This is a genomic window from Nocardioides sp. BE266 (assembly GCF_031457855.1).
Taxonomy (GTDB): domain Bacteria; phylum Actinomycetota; class Actinomycetes; order Propionibacteriales; family Nocardioidaceae; genus Nocardioides.
Map to the genome: position 1 here is coordinate 22,098 of NZ_JAURTI010000013.1, position 23,489 is coordinate 45,586.

Genomic DNA, 23,489 nt, shown 5'->3' on the forward strand with positions numbered 1-23,489 from the left:
ACTTGGTGGATTCCTGTGGTACGTCCCAAGGGGTGGGACGCCCGTCACATCGGGGGTTCCGCGGGTGGCTAGGAGCCGGACAGGCTGAAGGCCGAGTCAAGCCCGTTGCGCCCCCCGCGACGTGGCAGCATCGTGTCCGGGAGCTCGACGGTGGGTGCCGTCGGGACGGCGACCACCGAGTGCTCGCGGGCCAGGTCGAGCTTGACCGCGGGGTGGTGCGCGATGCGCCCGATCTTGAAGCCGAAGGTCTTCGCCAGTCCGCTGATGGTGCGGTTCACGCGGGTGTCGAGGACGAGGACGCGCACGCGGCCGCCCCACCACGGCGCGAGCGCCGAGACGGCCTCCGCCAGCTTCTTGGTCTTGGAGGTCAGCCGCGCCTCGGCGACCCGGGCCGAGGTGGCCTCCAGGACCTCCTGCGGCGTCTCGTGCCAGGGCTTGCCGTCGACACGGCCGGCGACCATCAGGTCCTCGAGGACCCGGGCGGCGACGTGGTCGAGCAGCACGTGCGTGGGCGAGAACAGGGCCAGCGCCGCCTCCAGCAGCTCGGGCCGCTCCACCCACACGAGCTGGCAGCCCGACGTGAGGTGGGCGTCGCGCACGACGGTGGTGAACCGGTCGGTGGCCTCGCCGGTGAGCAGCACGACGTCGTCGGCGACCAGGTCGGACAGCGTGCCGGACGACTCGGGGCGGAACAGCCACGCCTGGGACTTCTCGCGCGGCAGGCCGAGCACGGCGCTGGACGGAGCGCCGGCCCGCACGGTGTCGACCCAGCGCAGGATGTCGGGCTGCCGCTTGCGGCGGTCGAGCCCCATGCCGCGCAGGCGCTCCCACGAGCGGTCGTCGCACTCGAAGAGCTGGGCGTCCATCAGTCCCGCGCGGCGCAGGAGCGCCAGGCGGCTCTCGTGGTCGACGATGACGAGGCGGACCTCGATCTCGTCGAGGAGCCGGCCCACCTCGCTCGGGTCCATGTGGTCGGGGAGCAGGAGGGGCACGGCCCCGGCCACCCGCGTGGCGAGCTCGAGCTCGAGCTGGCGGATGCCGGTGGGAACGCGGATCACCACGACCTGGCCGGGGTTCACGCCCGCCTCGATCATCCCGGCGGCGCCGTCGATGACCCGGCGGTAGAGCTCGTTCCACGTCAGCGACACCCACGCCTGGCCCTGCTGCTCGGCCACCGCGACCTCGAGGGCGCGGTTGCGCGCGTGACGCTCCAGGCGCACGAGAGGCGATTCCTGAACAGACACTTGCGGGCTCCTCCGGATGTCGTGTACCGCCGCAACCTAGGTGATCCACGTCGCTCCTGTTCGCGGATTGCCGATGTTGTTCACGAGCGCTGGATCGCGCGGCGTACGCTCTCCCCTCGTGACGATCCCCGCGTCCGCCTCCACCCCGCCGCTCGTCGTGCGCACCGTCCCGGTGGACCTGGCCGAACTCCCCCTCCTCGACCTGCTGCCCGAGCAGCAGCCCGTCAGCTGGCTGCGCCGCGGCGAGGGCCTCGTCGGCTGGGGCGTCGCGGCCCGTCTCGACACGTCGGGACCGACGCGCTTCAGTGACGCGGTCAAGTGGTGGGCCGAGACCGTCGCCCGCGCCGAGGTCGACGACCGCGTCGGCGAGCCGGGCACCGGCCTCGTCAGCTTCGGGGCGTTCGCCTTCGCCGACGAGCCGGGCGACTCGGTGCTGGTGATCCCGCAGGTCGTGGTCGGCCGGCGCGGCGACCGCACGTGGCTGACCACCGTCTCGGTCGACGCGCCCGCGCTCGAGCCGGCGACCGCTCCCCGGCCCCCGGTCGGCCTCACCTTCTCCGACGGCGCCCGCAACGGCGAGGAGTGGATGTCCGTCGTCGCCGAGGCCGTCTCCCGGATCTCCGCCGGCGACCTGGAGAAGGTCGTGCTGGCGCGCGACCTCATCGCGACCACCGACGAGCCGCTCGACGTCCGCTGGCCGCTGCGCCGCCTCGCCGAGCACTACGAGATGTGCTGGACCTTCCACGTCGATGGCCTCTTCGGCGCGACGCCCGAGATGCTGGTGCGGCGCGAGCGCGGCCTGGTCACCTCACGCGTGCTGGCGGGCACGATCCGTCGTACGGGCGACGACGAGCGCGACCTCGCCCTCGCCGCCACGCTCGCCCGGTCGTCGAAGGACCTCGAGGAGCACGAGTACGCCGTCCGCTCGGTCGCCGACGCGCTCGAGCCGCACTGCTCGTCAATGAACGTCCCAGAGGCGCCGTTCGTGCTGCACCTGCCCAACGTGATGCACCTGGCCACCGACGTCAACGGCGTCGTCCACGACGTCGCCACCTCCCTCCAGCTGGCCGAGTCGCTGCACCCCTCGGCCGCCGTGGGCGGCACCCCGACTCCCGCCGCCACCCGACTGATCGACGAGATCGAGGGCATGCCCCGCGACCGGTACGCCGGCCCCGTCGGGTGGATGGACGCCTCGGGCGACGGCGAGTGGGGCATCGCGCTCCGCTCGGCGATGGTCACCGAGAGCGGTGTGCGCCTCTTCGCCGGCTGCGGCATCGTCGCCAGCTCCGACCCCGAGGCCGAGCTGGCCGAGTCGCAGGCGAAGTTCGTGCCGGTGCGCGACGCGCTCGAGGCGGGCTGAGTCTCGATACGCTCGCTACTCGACCACCGAGTGGTTCAGAGGTCCTCGCCGGGCTGCCGGCGCTCGAAGCCGACCCCGTCGGGCAGCAGGTTGGCCATGTGTGCGGCGACCATGTCGAGCCCGATGTCGCTGTAGACGCGGTCGTGGATCGCGAGCGCGGTGGGCGCGGCCACCTCGCGGACGAAGTCGACCGCCTCGGAGACCTTCAGCCACGGGGCGCTGACCGGGGCGCACAGCACGTCGACGGCCCGCGGGGGCACCGTGAGCGAGTCGCCGGGGTGGTAGAGGCTGCGGCCGCCGGCCTCGAGGAGGTAGCCGGAGTTGTCGAATCGGTCGTAGTCGGGGTGGATCACCGCGTGCTTCTCGCCGACGACCTCGACGGAGACGCCCGCGACCTCCAGCCGGTCGCCGGGACCCACGACGGTGACGCGCTCGGCCACCTCGGGCGCCTCCTCGCGCAGTCGGCGCTCCACGGCCGCGATCGTCCAGATCGGCGCGTCGCCACCGCGGAGGTGGTCGGGGTGCACGTGGTCGGCGTGCTCGTGGGTGATCAGCACGGCGTCGGCCCCGTCGAGCGCACTCGCGTCGGTGAACACCCCCGGATCGAGCACCAGGACCCGTCCGTCCGCCTCGATCCGCACGCAGGCATGGCCGAACTTGGTGATGCGCATGTCACCAGACTATGCCGCCGAAAATGCCTGTCGAATGCGTGACGCGTGGTGCGCGCGGTTATGGTGGGCCCGCCTCCGACGGGTGGAGTGCCCTGGGGGAAAGCAAACCGCACCCGACTCGAAAGAGAGTTCTCATGTCCGCACGCCGCGTGATCGCAGGCAGCGTCGCCGCGCTGCTCCTGCCGGCGTCAATGCTTCTGATGACCGAGTCCGGTTCTGCCACTGACTCCACGGCTCCGGCCGCGTCGACGTCCGTGCGCCAGAAGGCCGGCCAGAAGATCTCGCTGGAGGTGCTGCCCCAGATCGTCCAGCAGGGCCGCCGCCCCGCCAGCGCCAACAGCGCCAAGGCCGCCGTCACCGCCACCATCAAGCCCGTGAAGGTCGGCCGCAAGGTCGTCCTCGAGCAGCTCAACGGCTCGTCGTGGAAGAAGGTCGGCAAGGCCAAGCAGGAGAAGTCCGGCCGCGCCTACTTCTCCGCCGTGGTCTCCAAGGGGGGCCAGGCGCTCACCTACCGCGTGACCGCCGAGAAGTACAAGGGACTCAAGAAGGTCACCAGCTCGACGGCTGACACCAGCCGTTGGCTCACGCCGACCTTCTCCGACGAGTTCTCCGGCAGCACGCTGTCGCCGTACTGGAGCATGCGCGGCCAGGACTACGAGCCCACGAGCAAGCGCTACTGCTCCAAGGGCGACCCGTCGGCCGTCAAGGTCGGCGGCGGAACCCTGCGCCTGTCCGTGATCAAGGACAAGACGCGCTCGGGCAAGTGCCTGGCGAAGTCGCGCAAGGAGAAGAAGAAGATCTCCTACCGCCTCAACGGCCACGTCGGCACCCGCGACGCCTTCACCTTCCGCTACGGCGTCGCTGCCGCCCGCATCAAGATGCACAAGATGCAGGGCCAGCACTCGAGCTTCTGGCTGCAGCCCGTCGGTGAGAACCACCCCGGCAGCGACGGCCACGAGATCGACGTCATCGAGTACTTCGGTGACAAGCACCCGCAGGGCGGCCTCACCAGCTTCATCCACTGGTACAAGGGCCAGCGCCTGATCAAGACCGGTTCCTGGATCAAGAACTCGACCACCTACCTGAAGAACAAGAAGGACGGCTGGTCGAAGAACTACCACGTGTTCTCGGTCCAGTGGACGCCCAAGTCGATCGCGATGTACATCGACGGCAAGGAGACCTGGCGCACCTCGGCCCGCGTGTCGAAGGCCCAGCAGTACCTCATCCTCAGCCTCCTCGCCTCGGACTACGAGGCGCTGGAGATGAAGGACTCCAAGCTGCCGCAGAGCATGTACGTCGACTGGGTGCGCGTGTGGGAGACCCCGGTCTCCTGACCCGCACCGGCTAGACACCACGATCCGCGCGTTGGCCCCTCAGGGGGCCAGCGCGCGGATTCTTTTGTCGAGGTCGCCGCGGTTGTCGCGGCGCACCCGGGCCTCGACGACCTCGATGCCGCCGTTGGGCGACGACAGCGCGTGCTCGAGCTCCGGCAGGCTGGTGACCCGCAGGTGCGGCACCCGGAACGCCGCGCACAGGCTGGCGAGGTCGACGCCGTGCGGGGTGCCGAAGAGCGTGTCGAAGCGGTCGGCGTGCTCCGGCGCCCCTTGCTCGAGGGTCGCGAAGATCGAGCCGCCGTCGTCGTTGACCACCACGATCGTGAGGTCGGGCCGCTCCTCGCGGGGGCCGACCACCAGTCCGGTGGTGTCGTGCAGGAAGGTCACGTCGCCCATCAGCGCGATCGCCCGCGACGACTGGGGCCGGCCGAGCGCGGCGCCGATGGCGGAGCTGATGGTCCCGTCGATGCCGGCCAGGCCGCGGTTGGCGATCACCTTGCGCCGCCCGCCCACCTCGTATTGGGCGACCATGAGGTCGAGGTCGCGGACCGGGTTGGAGGCGCCGACGAACAGCAGCCCGCGCCGCGGCAGCGCCCGGCTCACCGCCCCCGCCACCTCGTACGGCGTCAGGTCGGGCTCGGCCGCGAGCAGGGCGTCGAGGTCGCGCGAGACGCGCCGGTCGGCCGTGCGCCACTCCTCGGCCCAGGCGGGGTCGTCCGGCCCGCTGACGTCGACCTGGTCGACCTCGCGCGCGACGGTGAACGGACGCTCGGGCCACATGCCCCGGGGCCGTGCGGAGACCACCTCGACGTCGTCGCGGGCCAGCAGGCGGGAGACAGGCCGCGACAGCGTCGGGTGGCCGAAGACCACCACCCGCTCGACGCGGCTGCCGAGCTCGCCGGCGAGGAGCAGGCGGTAGGTGCGGACCACGCCGTCCCCGGTGCGGCAGCCGCTGGACGGCTCGGCCAGGAGCGGCCAGCCGGCCTTCTCCGCGAGCACGCGGGCAGGTGGCCCGGCGTCGTCCCCGGCGACCACCACGGTGCGCGGACCGCGGTCGAGGACGAGGCGCTCCATCGCCTCACCGACGGCCGGCACCGCCCACGTCGGCGCCTCGCCGACGACCCAGCCGCCGTCGTCGGGCAGGAGCGGCTCGTCGAGCTGGAGGTTGAGGTGGACCGGACGTCGCCCGTCGTGCGTCCGCAGGAAACCGAGCAGCTCGTCGAGGTCGGCGGCCGCGACGTCGAGCGTCGGGGCGAAGGTGCCGAAGATGCCGTCCTGGTCGGTGGTCTGGTTGGCGCCGGTCCCCCGCAGCCGGGCGGGCCGGTCGGCGGTCACCACGACCAGCGGAACCCCGGCGTGGGCCGCCTCGACGACTGCGGGCAGCAGGTTGGCCACGGCCGTGCCCGACGTGCAGGTGACGGCCGCGGCGCGCCCGCTGACCTTCGCCAGGCCGAGCGCGAGGAAGGCGGCCGTGCGCTCGTCGATGCGGGTGTGCAGCCGGAGGCCCGGCTCGGTCGGCGTGCTCGGTCGCTGGGCGTCGTACAGCGCGAAGGAGAGCGGTGCGTTGCGCGACCCGGGGGCGACGACGACCTCGCGGACGCCGGCGCCGCGGAGGGCCGTGACGGCGGTGCGGGCGAGCTCGGTCGACGGGTTGGTCACGAGGAGCGATCCTGCCGTACGTCCTCGAACCGGCGGGCCCAGTGGTCCACCCGGCCCGGGGCGGCGGTGAGCCGGGCGAGGGCGCCCTCGTCGACGTCGGGGCGCACCACCGGAAGCATGCCGTCGACGGGCAGCATCGGCTCGGCGACCACGTCGTCGGTGAGCAGCTGGACGGTGGCCAGCCCGCAGGCGTGCGGCAGCTCGGGCAGGGCCGCGGCGAGGGCGACGCCTGCGGCGATCCCGACGCTCGACTCGACCGCGCTCGACACCACCACGGGCAGCCCGATGTCCTCGGCGATGCGCAGGCACGCGCGCACCCCGCTGAGCGGCTGGACCTTGAGAACCGCGATGTCGGCCGCCTCGAGGTCTCGCACGCGGTAGGGGTCCTCGGCCCGGCGGATCGACTCGTCGGCGGCGATCGGGACGTCGACCCGGCGTCGTACGACGGCGAGGTCCTCGACGTCCATCACCGGCTGCTCGACGTACTCCAGGCCGCCGGCGGCGCGGTCGAGGGTGGCGATGGCGGCGACCGCTTCGTCCACGTCCCACGCACCGTTCGCGTCGATCCGGACCAGCCCGTCGGGGCCGATCGCGTCGCGCACCGCCTCGAGGCGGGCGACGTCGTCGGCGAGGGTCTGCCCGCGCTCGGCGACCTTGACCTTGGCGGTGCGGCACCCGCCGGCGCGCACGATGTCGTGGGCACGCTGGGGATCCGTCGCGGGCACGGTGACGTTGACCGGCACCCGGTCGCGCAGCGGCTCGGGCCAGCCGAGGTCGGCCGCCTCGCGGGCGCAGGCCAGCCAGGGTCGGGCGACCACGTCGTCGTACTCCAGGAAGGGCGACCACTCGCCCCAGCCGGCGTCGCCGCGCAGCAGCACGCCCTCACGCACCGTGATGCCGCGGAACCGGGTGCGGAGCGGGATCGAGAAGACGTGCATCACAGCGCCGCCCGGAGGGCCTGCTGGTCGACCTTGCCGTTGCGCAGCCGCGGCAGCTCCTCGACCCACACGAAGCGGCTCGGCGCCCACGAGCGCGGGTGGACCGTCGCGACCCAGTCGCGCAGCTCGGGGTCGGGCGCGGTGCCGACCAGGACGGCCACGACCCGCTGCCCCCACTCGGCGTCGGGCACGCCGACCACCTCGGCGTCGTCGACGAGCGGGTGCGCGCGCAGCCGCTCGGCCACTGCGGGGACGGCGATCTTCACGCCTCCGCTGATCACCACGTCGTCGATGCGGCCGGTGATCCGCAGCCGGCCGGTCTCGTCGAGGGCCCCGGTGTCGGAGGTGAGGAACCAGCCGTCGACGAGGCACTCCGCGGTGAGCCCGGGGTCGGCGTCGTAGTGGCTGAACAGGGTCGGCCCGCCGATGCGGACCCGGCCGGTGTCGTCGATCGCCAACTGCACGCCGTCGAGCGCCCGGCCGTCGTAGACGCACCCGCCGGCGGTCTCGGACGAGCCGTAGGTGACGACGACGCGGATGCCCTCCCGCTCGGCGCGGGCGCGCAGCCGGGCGTCGAGCCCGCCGCCGCCGACCAGGACGGTGTGCATGCCCGCGAGGGCGGCGATCTGGACGGGGTCGTCGAGGATCCGGTGCAGCTGCGTCGGCACCAGCGAGACGAAGGTGTCGGTCCCCTGCCCCGCGGAGGCGCGCGCGATCGCGAGGCCGTCGACGACGACGGGCGCGTGGCCGGCGAGGAGCGAGCGGACGACCACCTGCACCCCGGCGACGTACGACGACGGCAGCGCGAGGAGCCAGCGGCCCGAGCCCTGCAGCCGGCGTGCGGAGGCCTCGGCGCTGGCGACCACCGCGTCACGCTGCAGCACCACGCCCTTCGGCTTGCCGGTGGACCCCGAGGTCTCGATCAGCAGGGGCGCCGGATCGTCGGCCTCCAGCCACTGCCCGAGCTGCCGGATCGCGACCGCGGGTTCGTCGGAGGGCCGCAGGAAACTCACGCGACCCACGCTATCCGTTCTGCCACGATGGGCTGCGATGGAGGAGACGGACGAGCAGGCGGGGCCTCGCGCAGAGCCGCGGCCCAGCTGGTTCCAGCGGCAGCTGCCGCCGAGCCCGCTCGCCCGGTCGCTGTCGGTGCAGTCGATCCTCTTCGCGATCGGCGAGGGCACCTTCATCACCGGCTCGGCGGTCTTCTTCACCCAGATCGTCGGGCTGTCCGCCGCGCAGGTCGGCATCGGCCTCACCGTCGCCGGCGTGGCGTCCTTCTTCTTCGCCGTGCCCGCAGGCAAGCTCGCCGACAAGGTCGGCACGAAGCGGATCTGGGCGATCGGCGCCGGGTGCACCGCGCTGCTCTACCTCGTCTGGCCGCTCATCCACGGCTTCGCGGCCTTCCTCGTGATGATGGTGCTGCTCGAGGTGGTCAGCCAGGCCGGCTGGAGCGGCCGCGGCGCCTACACGATCGACATCTTCACGCGCGAGGAGCGGGTGCAGTCGCAGGCCTTCATGCGGGCCGCGCTCAACATCGGCTTCACCCTCGGCGCGCTCATCGGGGGCCTGGCGCTGGCGACCAACAGCGACGCCGTGGTGCGGGCCGTGCCGATCCTCACCGCCGTGGTCCTGATGGCCAACACCTTCTGGATCACCCGGCTGCCCGACCCGCCGGCCCGGGAGCCGGTCGCCGCGGAGGAGGCGGTGATCAAGCCCGCCGCCCTGAAGAACCGCGCGTTCCTCGCCCTGATGACCGGCGACGGGGTGCTCGGCACCAACCAGGTGCTGCTCAACATCGTGATCCCGCTCTGGCTGGTCGAGGAGACCGACGCCCCGCGGGTGCTGCTCGCCTGGTTGTTCGGCACCAACACGGTGATGGCGGTGCTGCTGCAGGTGGCCGCCGCGCGCGGGGTCGACTCCGTCGCGCGGTCGCTGCGGGCGTCGTACATCTCTGCGGGGTTCTTCGTGCTCTCCTGCGCCATCGTGCTGGTCACCCACGACACGATCGGCTGGCTGACGATCTTCCTGGTCTGGCTCGGCCACGTCACCGTGACGGGCGCGGAGCTTTTCCAGTCCGCCGGTCACTGGGGCTTCATGTCCGAGCTGACCGACGCCGACCAGCGCGCGGAGTACCAGGGCGCCGCCCACATCGGCGGCACCCTCGGCTCCGTCTGGGCACCGGCCCTCTTCACGTTCCTCGCGATGGAGCACGGCGCCCTCGGCTGGGTGACCATCGCGTCGATCTGCGTGGTCGCGACGCTGACCATGGGCCCCTCGGCCCGCGCCGCCGAGCGCTATCTCGCGCGCCACGGCTCGGCGGCCTGAGGCTCCACCCGCGCCGTAGGCTCGCCGGCATGACTGCGTACTGGATCACCACCTACAAGGCCGTGCACGACCCCGAGAAGGTCGCGGCGTACGCCGTCCTCGCCGCGCCGGCGCTGACCGGGGCGGGCGGCCGCTTCCTGGTGCGCGGCCTGCCCGAGGCGACCTTCGAGAAGGGCGAGGCGACCCGCACCGTCGTCATCGAGTTCCCGTCCGTCGAGGCGGCCGTCGCTGCGCACGACAGCGAGGCCTACCAGGAGGCGCTCCGCGCGCTCGACGGTGGCGCCGACCGCGACATGCGCGTCGTCCCCGGCGCGTAGGGGCCTCGCCATGAGCAACGACTGGCGCGCGCAGGTCGTCGACGACATCCGGTCGATGGTCGAGGAGGCCGTCCCCGAGGTCGTCGAGGAGGCCAAGTGGCGCAAGGCCTCCAACCCCGACGGCGTCCCGACCTTCTCCGCCGACGGCCTGATCTGCACCGTCGAGACCTACAAGGACAAGGTGAAGGCGACCTTCGCGAAGGGCGCCTCGCTCGACGACCCCACCGGGATCTTCAACGCCAGCCTCGACGCCGGGACCCGCCGGGCCGTCGACGTCGTCGAGGGCGAGTCGCTCGACCGCACCGCCTTCGTCGCGCTCGTCCGCGAGGCCGTGGAGCTCAACCGCTCCTGAGCGTGCGCACCCGTGGCATCGTGGGGCGATGGACGTCTTCCGCCTCGTCGCCACCCTGGTGGTCGTCGCCGGGGTCGTCGTCGCCATCCTCCTGTTCGAGAAGCGGCGGGCCCGCGGCATCGAGCGGGACACCCGCCGGATGGCGCGTGGGGACTCGGACGAGGACGAACGGCCCTAGCGCGGCCGCCGCGAAGGTGGCGGCGTACGACACCTCGAGGGCCCGAATCGATGTCGTGCGCCGCCACCTTCAAACCCGACACTGAGGGCGAGGTCACAAAGTAAAGAGATCCTCGAAAATCGCGGGACGGATGTCGTACCGACGGCTCAGAATGTCTCCCGATGAGCATCGTGTCGACCTTCAAGCAGCAGGCCACTCCTCCCTCACCGCTGGCGGGACGGCTGGCGACGCAGTCGCTCCTCTTCGCACTCGGCGAGGGCACGTTCATGGCCGGGTCGGCGGTGTTCTTCACCCAGGTCGTCGGCCTCTCCGTCGTCCAGGTCGGCCTCGGCCTCACGATCGCGGGCGTCGCCCAGTTCATCGCGGCCTACCCGATGGGTCGCGTCGTCGACCGTCTCGGCGCGAAGCGCTGCTGGGCGATCAGCTCGGCGGGCCAGGGCGCGATGTTCGCCGTCTGGCCGTTCATCGACAGCTTCCAGGGCTACGTCACGATGGCGGTGGTCATGGAGGTGGTCGGCGCGCTCGGCGGCGTCGCGCACGGGGCGTACACGATCGACGTGCTGCCACCCCACGAGCGGGTGAAGTCGCGCGCCTACATGTACTCCGCGCTCAACGTCGGCTTCACGCTCGGCTCGCTGCTCGGCATCATCGCGCTCGGGCCGGAGTCGCTGACGCTGTTGATGATCATGCCGCTGTTCACCTGCGTGGTGTTCCTGTTCAACGCCTTCAACGTCACCCGCCTGCCCGACGCGTCGCACGACATGCGCACGGCGGAGGAGCGGAAGGTCCAGATCCCCGGCCCCGGCCCGATGAAGAACCTCGGCTGGCTGGTCTCGAGCTTCTTCCACGGCGTGCTCTGGACCAACCAGGTGATCCTCAACATCGTCATCCCGCTGTGGCTGGTCGACAAGACCGACGCCCCGTGGGTGATCCTGTCGCTGCTCTTCGGCACCAACACGGTGATGTGCATCGTGCTGCCGATGGCCGCGGCCCGCGGCGTCAAGGACGTCACCACCGCGCTGCGCGCGATCCGTCTCTCGACGGTCTTCTTCGTCATCTCCTGCGTGATCACGCTCTCGACCCACCACACGGTCGGCATCTGGACGATCCTGCTCTTCTTCCTCGGCCACGTGACCCTGACCGGCGCCGAGCTCTACCTCTCGGCCGCGAGCTGGACCTTCGAGGCCGAGCTGATGGACCCGCGCCGCCGGGGCGAGTACCAGGGTGCTGCCGAGCTCGCCGGCACCCTCGGCCGGGTCTGGGCGCCGGCCGCCTTCACCTTCCTCGCGATGAACTGGGGCTCGGTCGGCTGGCTGGTCATCGCCGGCCTGATCGTCGTCGCCGCAGCGGGCCTGCACCCGTCCACGGCGATGGCGCGCCGCTTCCTCGAGGAGCACGTGCCGGCCGACGTGCTGGCCGACGCGGCAGCGCACGACGTCGACACCGCCCCGGTCGGTCCGCCGGTCGTCGAGCAGCCGGCCGAGCCCGGCGGCATGTCGCCCCTGGACGGGCTGCCAGAATCCATCGGGTGACCTCATCCGCTGACTGGATCGCCGGCGCCCGACCGCGCACCCTCCCTGCCGCCGTCGCCCCCGTCCTCGCCGGCACCGCCGTGGCGTCGTACGTCGACGGGCTCGTGTGGTGGAAGGCCGCCCTCGCGCTCGTGGTCAGCCTGGCGCTGCAGGTCGGCGTCAACTACGCCAACGACTACTCCGACGGCATCCGCGGCACCGACGCCGACCGGGTCGGGCCGATGCGCCTGGTCGGCTCCGGCGCGGCCACGCCGCGGGCGGTGAAGACCGCCGCCTTCGCCGCCTTCGGCGTCGCCGCGGTGGCCGGTCTGGTCCTCGCCGCCACCACGGCCTGGTGGCTGGTCGGGGTGGGCGCCGTCTGCGTGGTCGCCGCCTGGTTCTACACCGGCGGCGAGAAGCCCTACGGCTACCTCGGCCTCGGCGAGGTGATGGTCTTCGTGTTCTTCGGCCTGGTCGCCGTCATCGGCACGACCTACGTCCAGACGCAGACCTGGGAGTGGGCCGCCCTCTACGCCGGCATCGGCGTCGGCGCCCTCGCCTGCGCGATCCTGGTCGCCAACAACCTGCGCGACATCCCCACCGACACGATCGCCGGCAAGCGCACGCTCGCGGTCCGGCTGGGCGACGAGCGCACCCGCTACCTCTACGCCTTCCTCGTCCTCGTCGCGGCCGCGGCCGTGGTCGCGGTCGCGGCCGCCACGACGTGGTGGGCGCTGGTCGGGCTCGGCTTCCTGGCGCGCGCCGCCGCGCCCACGCGGGCGGTCCTCACCGGGGCGACCGGCCCCGCCCTGATCCCGGTCCTCGCCGGCTCCGGCGCGTCCGAGCTGGTCTGGTCGGTCCTGGTCGCGGTGCCGCTGCTGCTGGCCTGAGCGACCCGACCGGCCTGACTCGCGCGTTCCGGACGCGAAGATGCCGGCTGCGTGCGACCCTTGGGGCATGTCCCAGCAGTACGTCGACCCGCGCGCCAACACCTTGGCGACGGACGCCGAGCGGGACGCGGTCGTCACCCTCCTCAACGAGGCCTTCGCCGACGGCCGCCTCACGCCCGACGAGCACGCCGACCGGTCCACGCGCGCGCTGGCGGCCCGCACCTACGGCGACCTCGACCAGGTGCTGACCGGTCTCGTGCTGCCCGCGTTGCCGACCGCCGTGGTCTCCGGCATGAGCACCGCCCGCAAGGTGGTCTTCTGGGTCGTGGCCCTCTTCACGGCGCCGTTCCTCCTGATCGGCGTCGCCCTCCTCCTGGGCGGTGACGACGTCGGCGACCACATCGGCGGGATCTTCTTCCTGGTGATCTTCGGCCCCAGCCTGTTCGCGCTCCACCGCTGGGCGCACCCCAAGCCCGACGGCACGCGCCGGTCCTTCCTGCCCGGTCGATAATCCGTGGCCCCGCACCGCCCACCTCACTAGCGTGGAGCGGGTGGACTACGACTTCGCGATCCTCGACTTCAGCGACGACTTGGAGGACGCGGTCGCGCGCCGTCGCGGCTGGATCGGCTCGGTGCTGCGCGGCTTCCGCGAGGACCGGCCCGAGGACGAGCTGATCGACCGCTGGGTACGTCACTACCGCGCCGACCACGTCATCGTCCGCGGGGCGTGGTTGCCGGAGGGCGAGTTCGGCGCCGGCCCGATGCCGGTGGCGACCTATGCCAGCTTCGACAAGACCCTCAACGCCGGCCGCGAGCTGTTGCCGCTGCGGATGATCACCGACGTCACCACGAGCGCCACCCACCGCCGGAAGGGGCTGCTCCGCCGGCTCATCGAGGACGACCTGACGGACGCCGTGGCCGCAGGCGTCCCGATGGCCGCGCTGACCGCCTCGGAGGCCACGATCTACGGCCGCTGGGGCTTCGGCCCGGCCACCTTGCGCACCGGCGTCGAGGTCGACACGACCCCCGGCTTCGCGCTCCGCTCGTTCACCGACACCGGCCGGGTCGAGCTGGTCGAGCCGGCCGAGGCGTGGCAGTACGTCAAGCCGGTCTTCGACACCTTCCACGCCCGGCAGCGGGGTTCGGTCGAGTGGCCCTCGCCCTACGAGGACATGCACACCGGTGCGTTCGACTTCAACAGCGGCGGGGCCAACAAGAAGATCCGGGCCGCGGTCCACCTCGACGCGAGCGGCCAGGTCGACGGGTTCGTGCTCTTCAAGCACGGCGAGGACTACTCGATCAAGATCGACGAGATGGTCGCCCTCACGCCCGAGGCGCAGCTCGCGTTCTGGTCGTTCCTCGCCCACACCGACCGCATCAAGAAGGTCACCTTCAACCTGTTCCACCCCGACGACCCCCTGGTCTGGGCGCTCACCGACATGAACCGCGTGAAGACGACCGAGATCGAGGAGTTCCTCTGGCTGCGGCTGCTCGACGTCCCGCGCTGCCTGGTCGCCCGGCCCTGGGCCGCCGACGGCACCGTCGTCCTCGAGGTCGACGACGCACAGGGCCACGCGGCCGGCCGGTTCGAGGTCACCACCCGCGACGGCGCGGCCGAGGTGTCCCCCACGGACGCGCCCGCCGACGTACGACTGAGCGCGGAGACGCTCGCCTCGCTCTACCTCAGTGCGGTCGAGGTCGCCCGCCTCCACCACGCGGGCCGTCTCGAGGGCACCGACGAGGCCGTGGCGCGCCTCGCCGCGATGGCCGAGCTCAGCGAGCCGGCGTACAACCTCACGGGGTTCTGAGCGCCAGAGTCCTGCCGAGCAGGGTGGACAGCCGGGCGACCTCCGCGTCGGCCGCGTCGCCGGAGAGCGGGCACGTCACGGTCACGGCCTCCTCGTCGACCGTCCACGTGCCGTGCACGACCCCGTCGACGACCACCGGGTTCGCCCCGCGCGTCATCGCGGTGCGGTGCCCGGCGGGCACGACCCACACGTCCTTGGTGCCCGGCCCCATCACCCAGTCGTCCTTGCCGGGCAGCAGCGCCACGTGCCCCTCAGGCCGTACGTCGACGAGCTCGGCGACGTGCTCGGCGAGGACCCACCGCCGCTCGCCCTCGACGTCGACCTCGGCCAGCCGGTCCTGCACCTCGGCCCACCACCGCGTGAGGCGCGAGCGGCCGGCGCTGAGGCCGCCGCCGAGCCAGTACGTCAGGTGCTCGGGCGTCGTCGGACCGTAGCCGGCGACGTAGTCGAGGACGGTGCGCGGACCGGCCTCGTCGAGCGGCGGGATACCCGCCCAGCCCAGCGTGGCCTCGGGGCTCTGCAGCATCAGCCGGTCGCCGAGGTCGGGGCCGAGGACGACGTCGCCCTGCCAGCACAGCGGCTTGATGAGGGTGATGTTGGGCTCGGAGAACTCCGCGGCGAGGTGGCCGAAGCGCGGGTGCCCGTCGAGGGCGGCGGCGACGGCCTGCGGCGGCACGGGACCGTCGGCGACCACGTCCCGCACGACCTCGCGGAGGTCGGGCCAGTCGTCGGCCGCGAGCCGGTAGTGCTCGACCCAGCTCTTCAACGCCCACTGCCGTCCGGCCGCGCGGACGGCGAGGTAGCAGCCGGCGGTCTCGGGCGCCATCACCTGCACGGAGCCGCGGAACGAGAAGGTGCGCAGCAGCCGCCCGTCGGTCAGGGCCCGCTGCACCTCCCCCGGCCCACCCGGGTCGGCGAGCCGGCGGCGTACGGACAGGTCGGGGTCGCTGCCGAACACGGAGACCGCAGCGAGCGTGCGGACGACCTCCACGGCGTCGGCCGCACCCGCGACCAGGTGCTGCCGGCGCAGCCGCCACGCGAGCGCCTGCGACCGGGAGACGGCCGGGATCGCCATGGCGGGTCGGCTCAGTCCTCGTCCTCGCGGGCCTTGCGCGCCTCGAAGGCGGCCGAGGCCCTGGCCGCGCGCGTCTCCACCCGCTGGGCGAAGGCCTCGCGCTGCCGCTCGAGGATGAAGTAGGACGCCACGCCCGAGATCAGGAACGCCAGGACGACCGCCCAGAACAGGTGGACCTGGCCGTCGAGGACCAGCGCCATCACGCCGATCACCAGCGCCAACGAGGCGAGGAACAGCACGATCCGCATGAGGGTGTAGACCACGAACTCCTTCACGACACCAGCCTAGGTGGGCGGGTCTACATTGGAGGAATGCTGAAGGTCCTGCTCGTGGTGGCCGTCATCGCGTTCGTCGTGTGGGTGCTGGTGAGGGTGGCCCTCAGGCGGATCGGCGACGGTGACGACGGCGGGTCGTCACGCCCACGCGTGATCGGGCCCGACGACGACCCGGACTTCCTGCGCGGCCTCGACCGGCGCCGCCGCGACCCGGAGGACGACTGAGCGCTCCTGCCCGGCACCCTCGGCGTAGGAGTGCTGGCTGGTGGTGCTGAAGAAGTTGATCCCGATGAAGTTGAACCACAGCGTCGCGACGCCGACCAGCGCCAGGATCGCGGCGTTGCGACCGCGCCAGCCCGCGGTCGCGCGGGCGTGGAGGTAGGCGGCGTAGACCACCCAGGTGATGAACGCCCACACCTCCTTGGGGTCCCAGTTCCAGTACGACGACCACGCCTGGTGCGCCCAGATCGGCCCGGAGATCAGCACCCCGAAGGTCCACACCGGGAAGCCGAAGGCGTGCATCCGGTAGGCGATCCGGTCGAGCGAGGCGAGCTCGGGCAGCCGGGCGAGGTAGCCGGTCTCCTTCGACGAGCGGGCCTTGAGCAGGTAGAGGATCGAGGTGATACCGCCGAGGGTGAAGGCGCCCGTCGCGATGCACGCCGCGACGACGTGGATCACCAGCCAGTAGGACTCCAGCGCCTCGGTGAGCGGCGCGACCGGCTCGTAGAGCCACAGCACGTCGGCCAGCAGCACGCAGAGGACGAAGCCCACCACGATCGGGCCGAGCCAGGAGAGCCGCCAGCGGTTGGTGGTGGCGAGGAACAGGGCGACCACCACGAAGGTGCCGGTCAGGGTGAACTCGTACATGTTGCCCCACGGCACCCGGTTCGGGTCCGCAGCCATGCCCCGGCCGACCAGCGCGACGAAGTGGGCGAGGGCACCGATGGCGGTGAGCAGCACGCCGAGCCGCCCGGTCATCGCGACCCGGTCGGCCTTCTGCTCGTCCTCGACCTCGAGGACCGGGGCGCCGCCGCCTGCGGCGACCGCCTGCCGGACCGGGACGTCGCGCAGCGCCGCCCACTGGACGGCGTACGCCAGCAGGGCGAGGAAGTAGACCACGCCCGCCGCGGCCACGCCCTGGTTGCTGAGGGTCTCCCACTGGAGGTCGGTCATGGTGCTGCCTCTCGGTCCTGTCGCAGTGCTGCCACGATCGCATCGAGCTCGTCGCGGCCGGTCTCCGGGTCGCCCCCGGAGGAGCGGTCGAGGCGGGCGACCTCGACCAGTGTGGTCCCGTCGTCGCGGCGGCGGGCGCGCACCCACAGCCGGCGCGGGCGCACGAAGAGCGAGCCGAGCAGGCCGAGCAGCGCGACGACGACGCCGGTCAGCGCGACGAGCTTGCCCGGGGTGCGGCTGATCTGGATCTTGTTCCACCGCTGGAGGCCGTCGAAGGTCACCGTGCCGAGCCCGTCGGGCAGCTTCACGGTCTCGCCGGGACGCAGGTCCATCCGGAAGGGCTGGCCGTCGGCCTTCATCACCTGCTTCGCCTTGGTCTTGTCCAGGACGTAGACCGACGAGCTGGTGCCGTCGTCGAGGCCGACGTCGCCGGTGTAGGCGAACAGCGACACGAGCGGGTCGATCGCGTTGCCGAACGCGGAGGCCGGCATCGACAGGTTGCCGTCGGCGTCCTTGCCCAGCGAGAACGTCGGGTAGAAGGTGCCCTCCAGCCCGATCTGCGTGGGCTTGGCGTCGGCCGCCTTGACCACGCCGAAGGACTCGAAGGTCTGCGCATTGGTCGGGAGGAACACCTGCGGACCGGACTGCGCGATGTTGCCGTCGCCGTCGCGGATGGTGATGACCGGGGCGTAGCCGTGCCCGATCAGGAACACCTCGGTGCCGCCGACCGACAGCGGGTGGTTGACCTTGAGGTCGTACTCCTGGGTCTTCGCGCCGGGCTCGGTCGTGTAGTCGAGGTGCGAGACGAACTTGCGGGCCATGCCGAAGCGCGGGTTCTCGCGATCGGTGATCCAGTTGACGTCGAAGCTGTCGATGCTGAAGCTGAACGGCTCCATCACCGTCGGGTCGAAGAGGCTGCCGGGCGCGAAGTCGTCGTACTGGGTGAGGTTGTTCGAGAAGCCGTAGTCCTTGCCGACGAACATGATGACGCCGCCCTTGTAGCCGAACAGGCTGCCGACGGCGACGCCGACCAGCACGACGATGACGGCGAGGTGGAAGACCAGGTTGCCGGCCTCACGGAGGTGGCCGCGCTCGGCGTCGACCGAGTCCCCACCGTCGAGGCGCACCACCCGGTAGCGCCGCTTGCGCAACGTCCGTGCGGCGCGGGCCAGCACGTCGTCGGGGTCCTCGTCGGTCTCGTACGACGCGTGCTCGGGCAGGCGCGAGAGGTTGCGGGGCGCCTTCGGGGGCTTGGCGCGCAGGGCGCGGGCGTAGACGAACAGGCGCGGCAGGATGCAGCCGACGAGCGAGATCATCAGCAGGATGTAGATCGCGGAGAACCACACCGAGCCGTAGACCGAGAACAGGTCGAGCCGGTCCCAGATCGGGGCCAGGTTGGGGTGGTTCTCCCGCCACTGGGTGACCGCGAGCGAGTCGATGTCCTCCTGCGGGATCACCGAGCCCGGGATCGCGGCGAGCGCGAGCAGGAGCAGCAGCACGAGCGCGGTGCGCATGGACGTGAGCTGGCGCCAGCTCCAGCGCGCGAGCTCGCGCGCGTTGAGGTCGTTGGGCAGCGGCGTGGCCTGCCGGTCGTCGGCGGGACGGCGGTCGAGCTGGGTCACAGCGGCACCGTGAATCCCTGGACGACCTGCAGCTGGAGCCACTGGACGATGCGGTCCCACCAGCCGGTGACGAGCAGGATGCCGACGACGATCATCATCACGCCGCCGAGGCGCACGATGAGCACCTGGTGGCGGCGGATGACCGCGAAGGCCCGCAGCATCCGGCGGTAGGCCAGCGCCGCCGCGATGAACGGCAGCCCGAGCCCGAGCGCGAAGACGCCGGACAGCACGGCGCCGCGAGCGGCCGTCGCCTCGTTGACCGACAGCACGTTGATCGCGGCCAGGGTCGGGCCGACGCAGGGCGTCCAGCCGACGCCGAAGAGGAAGCCGAGCAGCGGCGCGGCCGCCAGCCCGACGGCCGGCACCTTGTGGATGCGCCAGTCGCGCTGGAGGAAGCCGAACCACCCGAGGAAGGCGACGCCGAGCAGGATCGTCAGCACGCCGAGCACCACGTTGAGCTGGCGGGTGTGCGTGAACAGCCACGCGCCGGCCGCGCCGGTGAGGCTGCCGAGCAGCACGAACACCACCGAGAAGCCGAGCACGAAGAGCACCGCACCGGTCACCATCCGGCTGCGCCTCGCGTCGGCCAGGTCGGCACCCGAGAGCCCGGTGGCGTACGACAGGTAGCCCGGCAGCAGCGGGATGACGCAGGGGCTGAAGAAGGAGATCAGCCCGGCGAGCAGGGCCACCGGCAGCGCGAGGATCAGCGATCCCGACAGGGCCGTCTCCTGGAACCACTCACTCATCGATGACCTTCTCGGCCAGGGAGACCAGCGTCTGGGTGGTCGGCACCCGCCCGTTGACGGAAGCCGCGATCCGGCCCTTGTCGTCGAGCACCACCGTGCTCGGGATCGAGCGCGGGTTGAGCGTGCCGGCGAACGGGAGCAGCGCGGACCCGTCGGCGGAGTAGATCGAGGTGTAGGGCACCTCGAAGCCGCGGACGTAGGACCGCGCGGCGTCGACGGAGGAGTCGCGGATGTTGATGCCGACGAACGCGACCTGGTCGCCGAGCTCGTCGTAGGCGTCGTTGAGGTCGGGCTGCTCGACCCGGCACGGCGGGCACTGCGACCACCAGACGTTGACCACGACCGGCTTGCCGCGCAGGTCCTTCAGGTCGACGGGCTTGCCGTCGAGGTCGGTGCCGGAGAGCTCGACCGGGTTCCCGCGGTCCTTGGCGACGACCTCGACCGGCACACCGGTGCCGGTGATGTAGCCCTTGTCGCCGGTGCCGGACAGGCTCGTGCAGCCCGTCAGCACGAGCACGCAGGCGACGACGGGCCAGACGTTGGAGCGGAGGAGCTTCAGGGCCGGTCCTCCTGCGCAGCGCCACCGGCCGAGAACGGGGCGGAGCGGTCGCCGACCGGGATCAGGTCGCCGGCGGGCTCGGAGTAGCGCACCTGCGTCATCCGGTCGTCGTCGAAGACGACGCTGGTCAGCGAGCAGAGGGTGCACTGGCGGTTCTTGGGGTGGTGGAGGTAGCTGCGCTTCTCGAGGAACAGCCGCGTGGTCCAGATCGGCAGCTGGTGGGACACGATCACGGCCTCGTGGCCGCGCGCGGCGTCACGTGCGTCGTGGATCGCGGCGACCATCCGGCCGGCGATCTCGTCGTAGGGCTCGCCCCACGACGGCTTCAGCGGGTTGTACAGGTGTCGCCAGAGGTGCGGGCGCTTGATGATCGTCATCGCGCCGTCGCCGAAGCTGAGGCCCTCGAAGGCGTTGGACGACTCGATCACCCGCGGGTCGACGACCGGCGTGAGGCCGCGGACCGACGCGAGGGGCGCCCCGGTCTCCTGTGCGCGCTCCAGCGGCGACGTACGCATGTGGGTGATGTCGCGGTCGCCGATCTTCTCCGCGATTCGCTGCGCCATCCGGTTGCCGAGGTCGGAGAGGTGGAAGCCGTCGCGGCGGCCGTAGAGCACGCCCTCGGGGTTGTGCACCTCGCCGTGGCGCAGCAGGTGGACCGTCGTCTGCACACCCATGTCAGTGACCTCCTGCCGTGGCGGCCGCGAGCGCGGCCGCGGGGAGCGCGTCGAGGACGGTCGACACCGCCCGCTCGTCGTGCGCCGCGGAGACGAACCACGCCTCGTACGCCGACGGGGGCAGGTAGACGCCCTGCGCGAGCATCGAGTGGAAGAACGCCGCGTAGGCCGACGTGTCCTGCGTGCTGGCTTCGGCGAAGTCGTGCACCGGGCTGTCGCGGAAGAAGACCGAGAACATCGTGCCGGCGGTCTGGACCGTGTGCGGCACGCCGGCCGCGGTGAGCGCCTCGGAGGCGGCGGTGCGGATCGTCTGGGCCGTGGCGTCGAGGTGGGCGTAGACCTCGGGCGTCGCGAGCCGCAGCGTGGTGAGGCCGGCGGTGGTGGCGACGGGGTTCCCGGACAGCGTGCCGGCCTGGTAGACGCGGCCCTCGGGCGCGAGGTGGGCCATCAGCTCGGACCGGCCGCCGAAGGCCGCCGCGGGGAAGCCGCCGCCCATCACCTTGCCGAAGGTCATCAGGTCGGGCGTCCAGCCCTCGATGGCGCCGTCGAGGCCCCACCCGCCCTGCGCGGTCGCGCGGAAGCCGGTCATCACCTCGTCGCTGATGAAGAGCGCACCGTTCGCACGGCAGGTCTCGGCGAGGAAGGCGTTGAAGCCGGGCGCCGGCGGGACGATGCCCATGTTGCCGGGCGTGGCCTCGGTGATCAGGCACGCGATCCGCGGGCCGTGGGCCTCGAAGGCCTCGAGGACCGCCGCGCGGTCGTTGTAGGGCAGGACGAGCGTCTCCCCCGCTGAGCTGGCCGGGACGCCGCTGGTGCCCGGCACGGCGAGCGTGGCGACACCGGAGCCTGCCTCGGCGAGCAGCGCGTCGACGTGGCCGTGGTAGCAGCCGGCGAACTTGACGACGAGGTCGCGGCCAGTCGCCCCGCGTGCCAGCCGGATCGCCGACATCGTGGCCTCGGTGCCCGAGGAGACGAAGCGGACCCGCTCCACGGGCGTGCGGGCGACGATTTCCTCGGCGAGCTCGACCTCGGGCTCGGTCGGGGTGCCGTACGACGTACCGCGCGCGACGGCACCGGCGACGGCCGCCTGCACGTCGGGGTGCGCGTGGCCGAGCAGCATCGGGCCCCAGGAGCAGATCAGGTCGACGTAGTCGTTGCCGTCGGCGTCGGTGAGCCAGGCGCCGGACGCGGAGGTGATGAAGCGGGGGGTGCCGCCGACCGCGTTGAACGCGCGGACGGGCGAGTTCACGCCTCCCGGGGTGACGGCGCGCGCACGCTCGAAGAGCGCCTCACTGGCCGCGGTGGTGGAGGTGGTCGTCGCGGGGGTCACCGGGTCATTGTCACGTAGTCGTGCAAGGCATCCCCAACCGGCGTGAAATCCGGTCCGCGGATGTGCTCCGAACCACTAAGTGACCCGACCGTAACTTGTGACTGTGTTCACTCGTTGACTGTTTCGCCTGTGCCCGGAGGGGCATCATGGCTGCAGATGACCTAGGGGAGATGCACGACATGTCGAGTTCCGGCCGGCTTCACCGGGCGACCGCGATCATTCCGCTCGCCGTCCTCTCAGCTGCGTGGACCGCGAGCCTGGCAGGCGTGGGCTCGTCCGCCAGCGCCGACCCCGACGGGTCCGGCACGCTCCCCGACGGCACCGTGCTCCCCACCGCCGCCATCGAGGCACCCGCGAGCGTGGGCGACGCGGTCAGCCGCGCCGCCGCCCTCACCCCCGGCTCGGCCAGCAGCATCCCCCAGGCGGCCCTCGCCGCCTACCAGCGCGCCGAGGCCGTGATCAACCAGGCCGACAAGGGCTGCAACCTCCCGTGGGAGCTGATCGCCGCGATCGGCCGCGTCGAGTCCGACCACGGCCGCTTCGGCGGCAACGCCCTCGACGACCAGGGCGTGGCCCACCCCGGCATCTACGGCGTCGCCCTCAACGGCAAGAACAACACCCAGGACATCGCCGACACCGACGGCGGGCAGTACGACAACGACACCCGCCACGACCGCGCGGTGGGCCCGATGCAGTTCATCCCCTCGACCTGGTCGGTCGTGGGTGTCGACGGCGACAGCGACGGCACCCGCAACCCGCAGGACATCGACGACGCGGCCCTCGCGACCGCGGTCTACCTCTGCTCGGGCGACGACGACCTGTCCGCGGAGAAGGGCCAGCGCGCCGCGGTATACCGCTACAACCACTCCAACGACTACGTCGACCTGGTGCTGGAGATCATGCAGGCCTACATGGACGGCGACTTCAGCGCCGTCCCGACGTCCACCGGCACCTCCGGCCTGATCCTCCCCGACGAGACGGCCACGGGCAGCAGCAACCCGGACAAGGGCGGCAAGGGAGGGAAGGGCGGCAAGACCGACCACACGCCCACCTCCAAGCCCACGCCGTCGCAGAACCCCACGCAGACGCCCACCACCACGCAGACCCCGACGCCGACCCAGACGCCGACCCCCACGCAGTCGCCGACCCCGACGCCGACCAAGAACCCGACGACGCTGCCCACCATCATCCCGACGACGAGCGCGACGCTCCCGCCGGTGCCGGTCCCCACGACCATCACGCAGCCGCTGACCTACCTCGAGGCGCAGGCCCAGTGCCTCGCCAGCGGGATCTCCCAGCTCGACCTGCCCGCCCTCAACGCGTGCATCGACCGCCTGATGAACCCCTAGGTGTGATGTCCAGGCAGGTTGTTGTTCCTGCTGATGGGCGTGCCGCCGATTGCGGAGTGGATCCGGTGGTGATTGTAGAAGTGGAGCCAGTCCGGC

At 72.0% G+C, this 23,489-nt stretch carries 25 protein-coding genes; 12 read left to right on the plus strand and 13 right to left on the minus strand.

Translation table 11 applies throughout. From position 1 onward, the window contains the following. Positions 1-68: 68 nt before the first annotated feature. Positions 69-1,220: an AMP-binding protein gene (locus J2X46_RS23475; RefSeq protein WP_310254883.1), complete on the minus strand. Its 1,152-nt coding sequence runs from the start codon at positions 1,218-1,220 to the stop codon at positions 69-71. A gap of 142 nt (positions 1,221-1,362) precedes the next feature. Here J2X46_RS23475 and J2X46_RS23480 point away from each other — a divergent pair, with 142 nt between their 5' ends. Next, entirely contained in the window at positions 1,363-2,604 is a 1,242-nt protein-coding gene (locus J2X46_RS23480; protein ID WP_310254886.1) for an isochorismate synthase, read from the plus strand. A gap of 35 nt (positions 2,605-2,639) precedes the next feature. Here J2X46_RS23480 and J2X46_RS23485 read toward each other — a convergent pair whose 3' ends face one another. Then, entirely contained in the window at positions 2,640-3,275 is a 636-nt protein-coding gene (locus J2X46_RS23485; RefSeq protein ID WP_310254888.1) for an MBL fold metallo-hydrolase, read from the minus strand. A 134-nt stretch (positions 3,276-3,409) separates the two neighbouring features. Here J2X46_RS23485 and J2X46_RS23490 point away from each other — a divergent pair, with 134 nt between their 5' ends. Further along, complete coding sequence (locus tag J2X46_RS23490; RefSeq protein ID WP_310254889.1) at positions 3,410-4,609, plus strand: glycoside hydrolase family 16 protein; 1,200 nt, start codon at positions 3,410-3,412, stop codon at positions 4,607-4,609. A 39-nt stretch (positions 4,610-4,648) separates the two neighbouring features. On the opposite strand, the gene menD is transcribed toward J2X46_RS23490, so the two are convergent. The 3 genes from menD to J2X46_RS23505 are packed head-to-tail and all read right to left on the minus strand — an operon-like array spanning position 4,649 to position 8,219. Continuing rightward, positions 4,649-6,268: a 2-succinyl-5-enolpyruvyl-6-hydroxy-3-cyclohexene-1-carboxylic-acid synthase gene (gene menD, locus J2X46_RS23495; RefSeq protein WP_310254890.1), complete on the minus strand. Its 1,620-nt coding sequence runs from the start codon at positions 6,266-6,268 to the stop codon at positions 4,649-4,651. Continuing rightward, positions 6,265-7,206, minus strand: a complete 942-nt coding sequence (locus tag J2X46_RS23500) for an o-succinylbenzoate synthase (RefSeq protein WP_310254892.1) — start codon at positions 7,204-7,206, stop codon at positions 6,265-6,267. Before J2X46_RS23500 ends, menD begins: the two co-directional genes overlap by 4 nt. Next, the gene (locus tag J2X46_RS23505; RefSeq protein ID WP_310254893.1) at positions 7,206-8,219 is read right to left on the minus strand and encodes an AMP-binding protein; all 1,014 of its coding nucleotides are present in this window, start codon (positions 8,217-8,219) and stop codon (positions 7,206-7,208) included. The genes J2X46_RS23500 and J2X46_RS23505 overlap by 1 nt, the downstream gene beginning before the upstream one ends. Positions 8,220-8,256: 37 nt before the next feature. On the opposite strand from J2X46_RS23505, the gene J2X46_RS23510 reads away from it, so the two are divergent. The 8 genes from J2X46_RS23510 (at position 8,257) to J2X46_RS23545 (ending at position 14,590) form a co-directional block, all read left to right on the plus strand. Then, positions 8,257-9,534 (plus strand): MFS transporter, encoded by a 1,278-nt coding sequence (locus J2X46_RS23510; protein ID WP_310254894.1) that lies wholly within the window; start codon positions 8,257-8,259, stop codon positions 9,532-9,534. Between the two features lie 29 nt (positions 9,535-9,563). Next, positions 9,564-9,851, plus strand: coding sequence for a DUF1330 domain-containing protein (locus J2X46_RS23515; RefSeq protein WP_310254896.1), 288 nt, complete (start codon positions 9,564-9,566; stop codon positions 9,849-9,851). 10 nt (positions 9,852-9,861) lie between these two features. Beyond that, positions 9,862-10,203, plus strand: coding sequence for a DUF1801 domain-containing protein (locus J2X46_RS23520; RefSeq protein ID WP_310254899.1), 342 nt, complete (start codon positions 9,862-9,864; stop codon positions 10,201-10,203). 28 nt (positions 10,204-10,231) lie between these two features. Continuing rightward, positions 10,232-10,381, plus strand: a complete 150-nt coding sequence (locus J2X46_RS23525; protein ID WP_310254901.1) for a hypothetical protein — start codon at positions 10,232-10,234, stop codon at positions 10,379-10,381. Positions 10,382-10,542: 161 nt separating this feature from the next. Continuing rightward, positions 10,543-11,913: an MFS transporter gene (locus J2X46_RS23530; RefSeq protein WP_310254902.1), complete on the plus strand. Its 1,371-nt coding sequence runs from the start codon at positions 10,543-10,545 to the stop codon at positions 11,911-11,913. Beyond that, complete coding sequence (locus tag J2X46_RS23535) at positions 11,910-12,782, plus strand: 1,4-dihydroxy-2-naphthoate polyprenyltransferase (RefSeq protein ID WP_310254904.1); 873 nt, start codon at positions 11,910-11,912, stop codon at positions 12,780-12,782. The genes J2X46_RS23530 and J2X46_RS23535 overlap by 4 nt, the downstream gene beginning before the upstream one ends. Positions 12,783-12,849: 67 nt before the next feature. Further along, positions 12,850-13,293: a DUF1707 domain-containing protein gene (locus tag J2X46_RS23540; protein ID WP_310254905.1), complete on the plus strand. Its 444-nt coding sequence runs from the start codon at positions 12,850-12,852 to the stop codon at positions 13,291-13,293. 40 nt (positions 13,294-13,333) lie between these two features. Beyond that, a complete protein-coding gene (locus J2X46_RS23545) occupies positions 13,334-14,590 on the plus strand; it encodes a GNAT family N-acetyltransferase (protein WP_310254906.1) in 1,257 nt (418 codons plus the stop codon). Here the strand turns inward: J2X46_RS23545 and J2X46_RS23550 are convergent. Then, complete coding sequence (locus J2X46_RS23550; protein WP_310254908.1) at positions 14,577-15,665, minus strand: DNA glycosylase AlkZ-like family protein; 1,089 nt, start codon at positions 15,663-15,665, stop codon at positions 14,577-14,579. The genes J2X46_RS23545 and J2X46_RS23550 overlap by 14 nt on opposite strands. 11 nt (positions 15,666-15,676) lie before the next feature. Next, the gene (locus tag J2X46_RS23555; protein ID WP_310254909.1) at positions 15,677-15,940 is read right to left on the minus strand and encodes a DUF4229 domain-containing protein; all 264 of its coding nucleotides are present in this window, start codon (positions 15,938-15,940) and stop codon (positions 15,677-15,679) included. Between the two features lie 36 nt (positions 15,941-15,976). Here J2X46_RS23555 and J2X46_RS23560 point away from each other — a divergent pair, with 36 nt between their 5' ends. After that, positions 15,977-16,165 carry a hypothetical protein gene (locus J2X46_RS23560; RefSeq protein ID WP_310254911.1) on the plus strand — a complete coding sequence of 63 codons (189 nt, stop codon included), beginning with the start codon at positions 15,977-15,979 and terminating at the stop codon, positions 16,163-16,165. On the opposite strand, the gene ccsB is transcribed toward J2X46_RS23560, so the two are convergent. Genes ccsB through hemL form a run of 6 tightly spaced genes read right to left on the minus strand, consistent with a single transcriptional unit; the run spans position 16,079 to position 22,044 of the window. Beyond that, positions 16,079-17,113 (minus strand): c-type cytochrome biogenesis protein CcsB, encoded by a 1,035-nt coding sequence (gene ccsB, locus J2X46_RS23565; protein ID WP_310254913.1) that lies wholly within the window; start codon positions 17,111-17,113, stop codon positions 16,079-16,081. The genes J2X46_RS23560 and ccsB overlap by 87 nt on opposite strands. Next, positions 17,110-18,735 carry a cytochrome c biogenesis protein ResB gene (locus J2X46_RS23570; RefSeq protein WP_310254915.1) on the minus strand — a complete coding sequence of 542 codons (1,626 nt, stop codon included), beginning with the start codon at positions 18,733-18,735 and terminating at the stop codon, positions 17,110-17,112. Before J2X46_RS23570 ends, ccsB begins: the two co-directional genes overlap by 4 nt. Then, positions 18,732-19,481 carry a cytochrome c biogenesis protein CcdA gene (locus J2X46_RS23575; RefSeq protein WP_310254917.1) on the minus strand — a complete coding sequence of 250 codons (750 nt, stop codon included), beginning with the start codon at positions 19,479-19,481 and terminating at the stop codon, positions 18,732-18,734. The genes J2X46_RS23570 and J2X46_RS23575 overlap by 4 nt, the downstream gene beginning before the upstream one ends. Next, positions 19,474-19,998 (minus strand): TlpA disulfide reductase family protein, encoded by a 525-nt coding sequence (locus J2X46_RS23580; RefSeq protein WP_310254919.1) that lies wholly within the window; start codon positions 19,996-19,998, stop codon positions 19,474-19,476. The genes J2X46_RS23575 and J2X46_RS23580 overlap by 8 nt, the downstream gene beginning before the upstream one ends. 38 nt (positions 19,999-20,036) lie before the next feature. Beyond that, a complete protein-coding gene (locus tag J2X46_RS23585; RefSeq protein ID WP_310254922.1) occupies positions 20,037-20,714 on the minus strand; it encodes a histidine phosphatase family protein in 678 nt (225 codons plus the stop codon). Between the two features lies 1 nt (position 20,715). After that, on the minus strand, positions 20,716-22,044 hold the full coding sequence (hemL, locus tag J2X46_RS23590) for a glutamate-1-semialdehyde 2,1-aminomutase (protein WP_310254924.1): 1,329 nt from the start codon (positions 22,042-22,044) through the stop codon (positions 20,716-20,718). A 179-nt stretch (positions 22,045-22,223) separates the two neighbouring features. Here hemL and J2X46_RS23595 point away from each other — a divergent pair, with 179 nt between their 5' ends. After that, a complete protein-coding gene (locus J2X46_RS23595) occupies positions 22,224-23,393 on the plus strand; it encodes a lytic murein transglycosylase (RefSeq protein ID WP_310254926.1) in 1,170 nt (389 codons plus the stop codon). The last annotated feature ends 96 nt before the right edge of the window (positions 23,394-23,489 follow it).

Bases quoted from the DNA above. Each gene is read 5' to 3' on its own strand.
- J2X46_RS23520 (WP_310254899.1), top strand. From the start codon at position 9,862: ATGAGCAACGACTGGCGCGCGCAGGTCGTCGACGACATCCGGTCGATG.
- J2X46_RS23525 (WP_310254901.1), top strand. From the start codon at position 10,232: ATGGACGTCTTCCGCCTCGTCGCCACCCTGGTGGTCGTCGCCGGGGTC.
- J2X46_RS23540 (WP_310254905.1), top strand. From the start codon at position 12,850: ATGTCCCAGCAGTACGTCGACCCGCGCGCCAACACCTTGGCGACGGAC.
- J2X46_RS23575 (WP_310254917.1), bottom strand. From the start codon at position 19,481: ATGAGTGAGTGGTTCCAGGAGACGGCCCTGTCGGGATCGCTGATCCTC.
- J2X46_RS23530 (WP_310254902.1), top strand. From the start codon at position 10,543: ATGAGCATCGTGTCGACCTTCAAGCAGCAGGCCACTCCTCCCTCACCG.
- J2X46_RS23485 (WP_310254888.1), bottom strand. From the start codon at position 3,275: ATGCGCATCACCAAGTTCGGCCATGCCTGCGTGCGGATCGAGGCGGAC.
- J2X46_RS23585 (WP_310254922.1), bottom strand. From the start codon at position 20,714: ATGGGTGTGCAGACGACGGTCCACCTGCTGCGCCACGGCGAGGTGCAC.
- J2X46_RS23595 (WP_310254926.1), top strand. From the start codon at position 22,224: ATGTCGAGTTCCGGCCGGCTTCACCGGGCGACCGCGATCATTCCGCTC.
- J2X46_RS23550 (WP_310254908.1), bottom strand. From the start codon at position 15,665: ATGGCGATCCCGGCCGTCTCCCGGTCGCAGGCGCTCGCGTGGCGGCTG.
- J2X46_RS23490 (WP_310254889.1), top strand. From the start codon at position 3,410: ATGTCCGCACGCCGCGTGATCGCAGGCAGCGTCGCCGCGCTGCTCCTG.
- J2X46_RS23515 (WP_310254896.1), top strand. From the start codon at position 9,564: ATGACTGCGTACTGGATCACCACCTACAAGGCCGTGCACGACCCCGAG.
- J2X46_RS23560 (WP_310254911.1), top strand. From the start codon at position 15,977: ATGCTGAAGGTCCTGCTCGTGGTGGCCGTCATCGCGTTCGTCGTGTGG.
- J2X46_RS23500 (WP_310254892.1), bottom strand. From the start codon at position 7,206: ATGCACGTCTTCTCGATCCCGCTCCGCACCCGGTTCCGCGGCATCACG.
- ccsB (WP_310254913.1), bottom strand. From the start codon at position 17,113: ATGACCGACCTCCAGTGGGAGACCCTCAGCAACCAGGGCGTGGCCGCG.
- J2X46_RS23510 (WP_310254894.1), top strand. From the start codon at position 8,257: ATGGAGGAGACGGACGAGCAGGCGGGGCCTCGCGCAGAGCCGCGGCCC.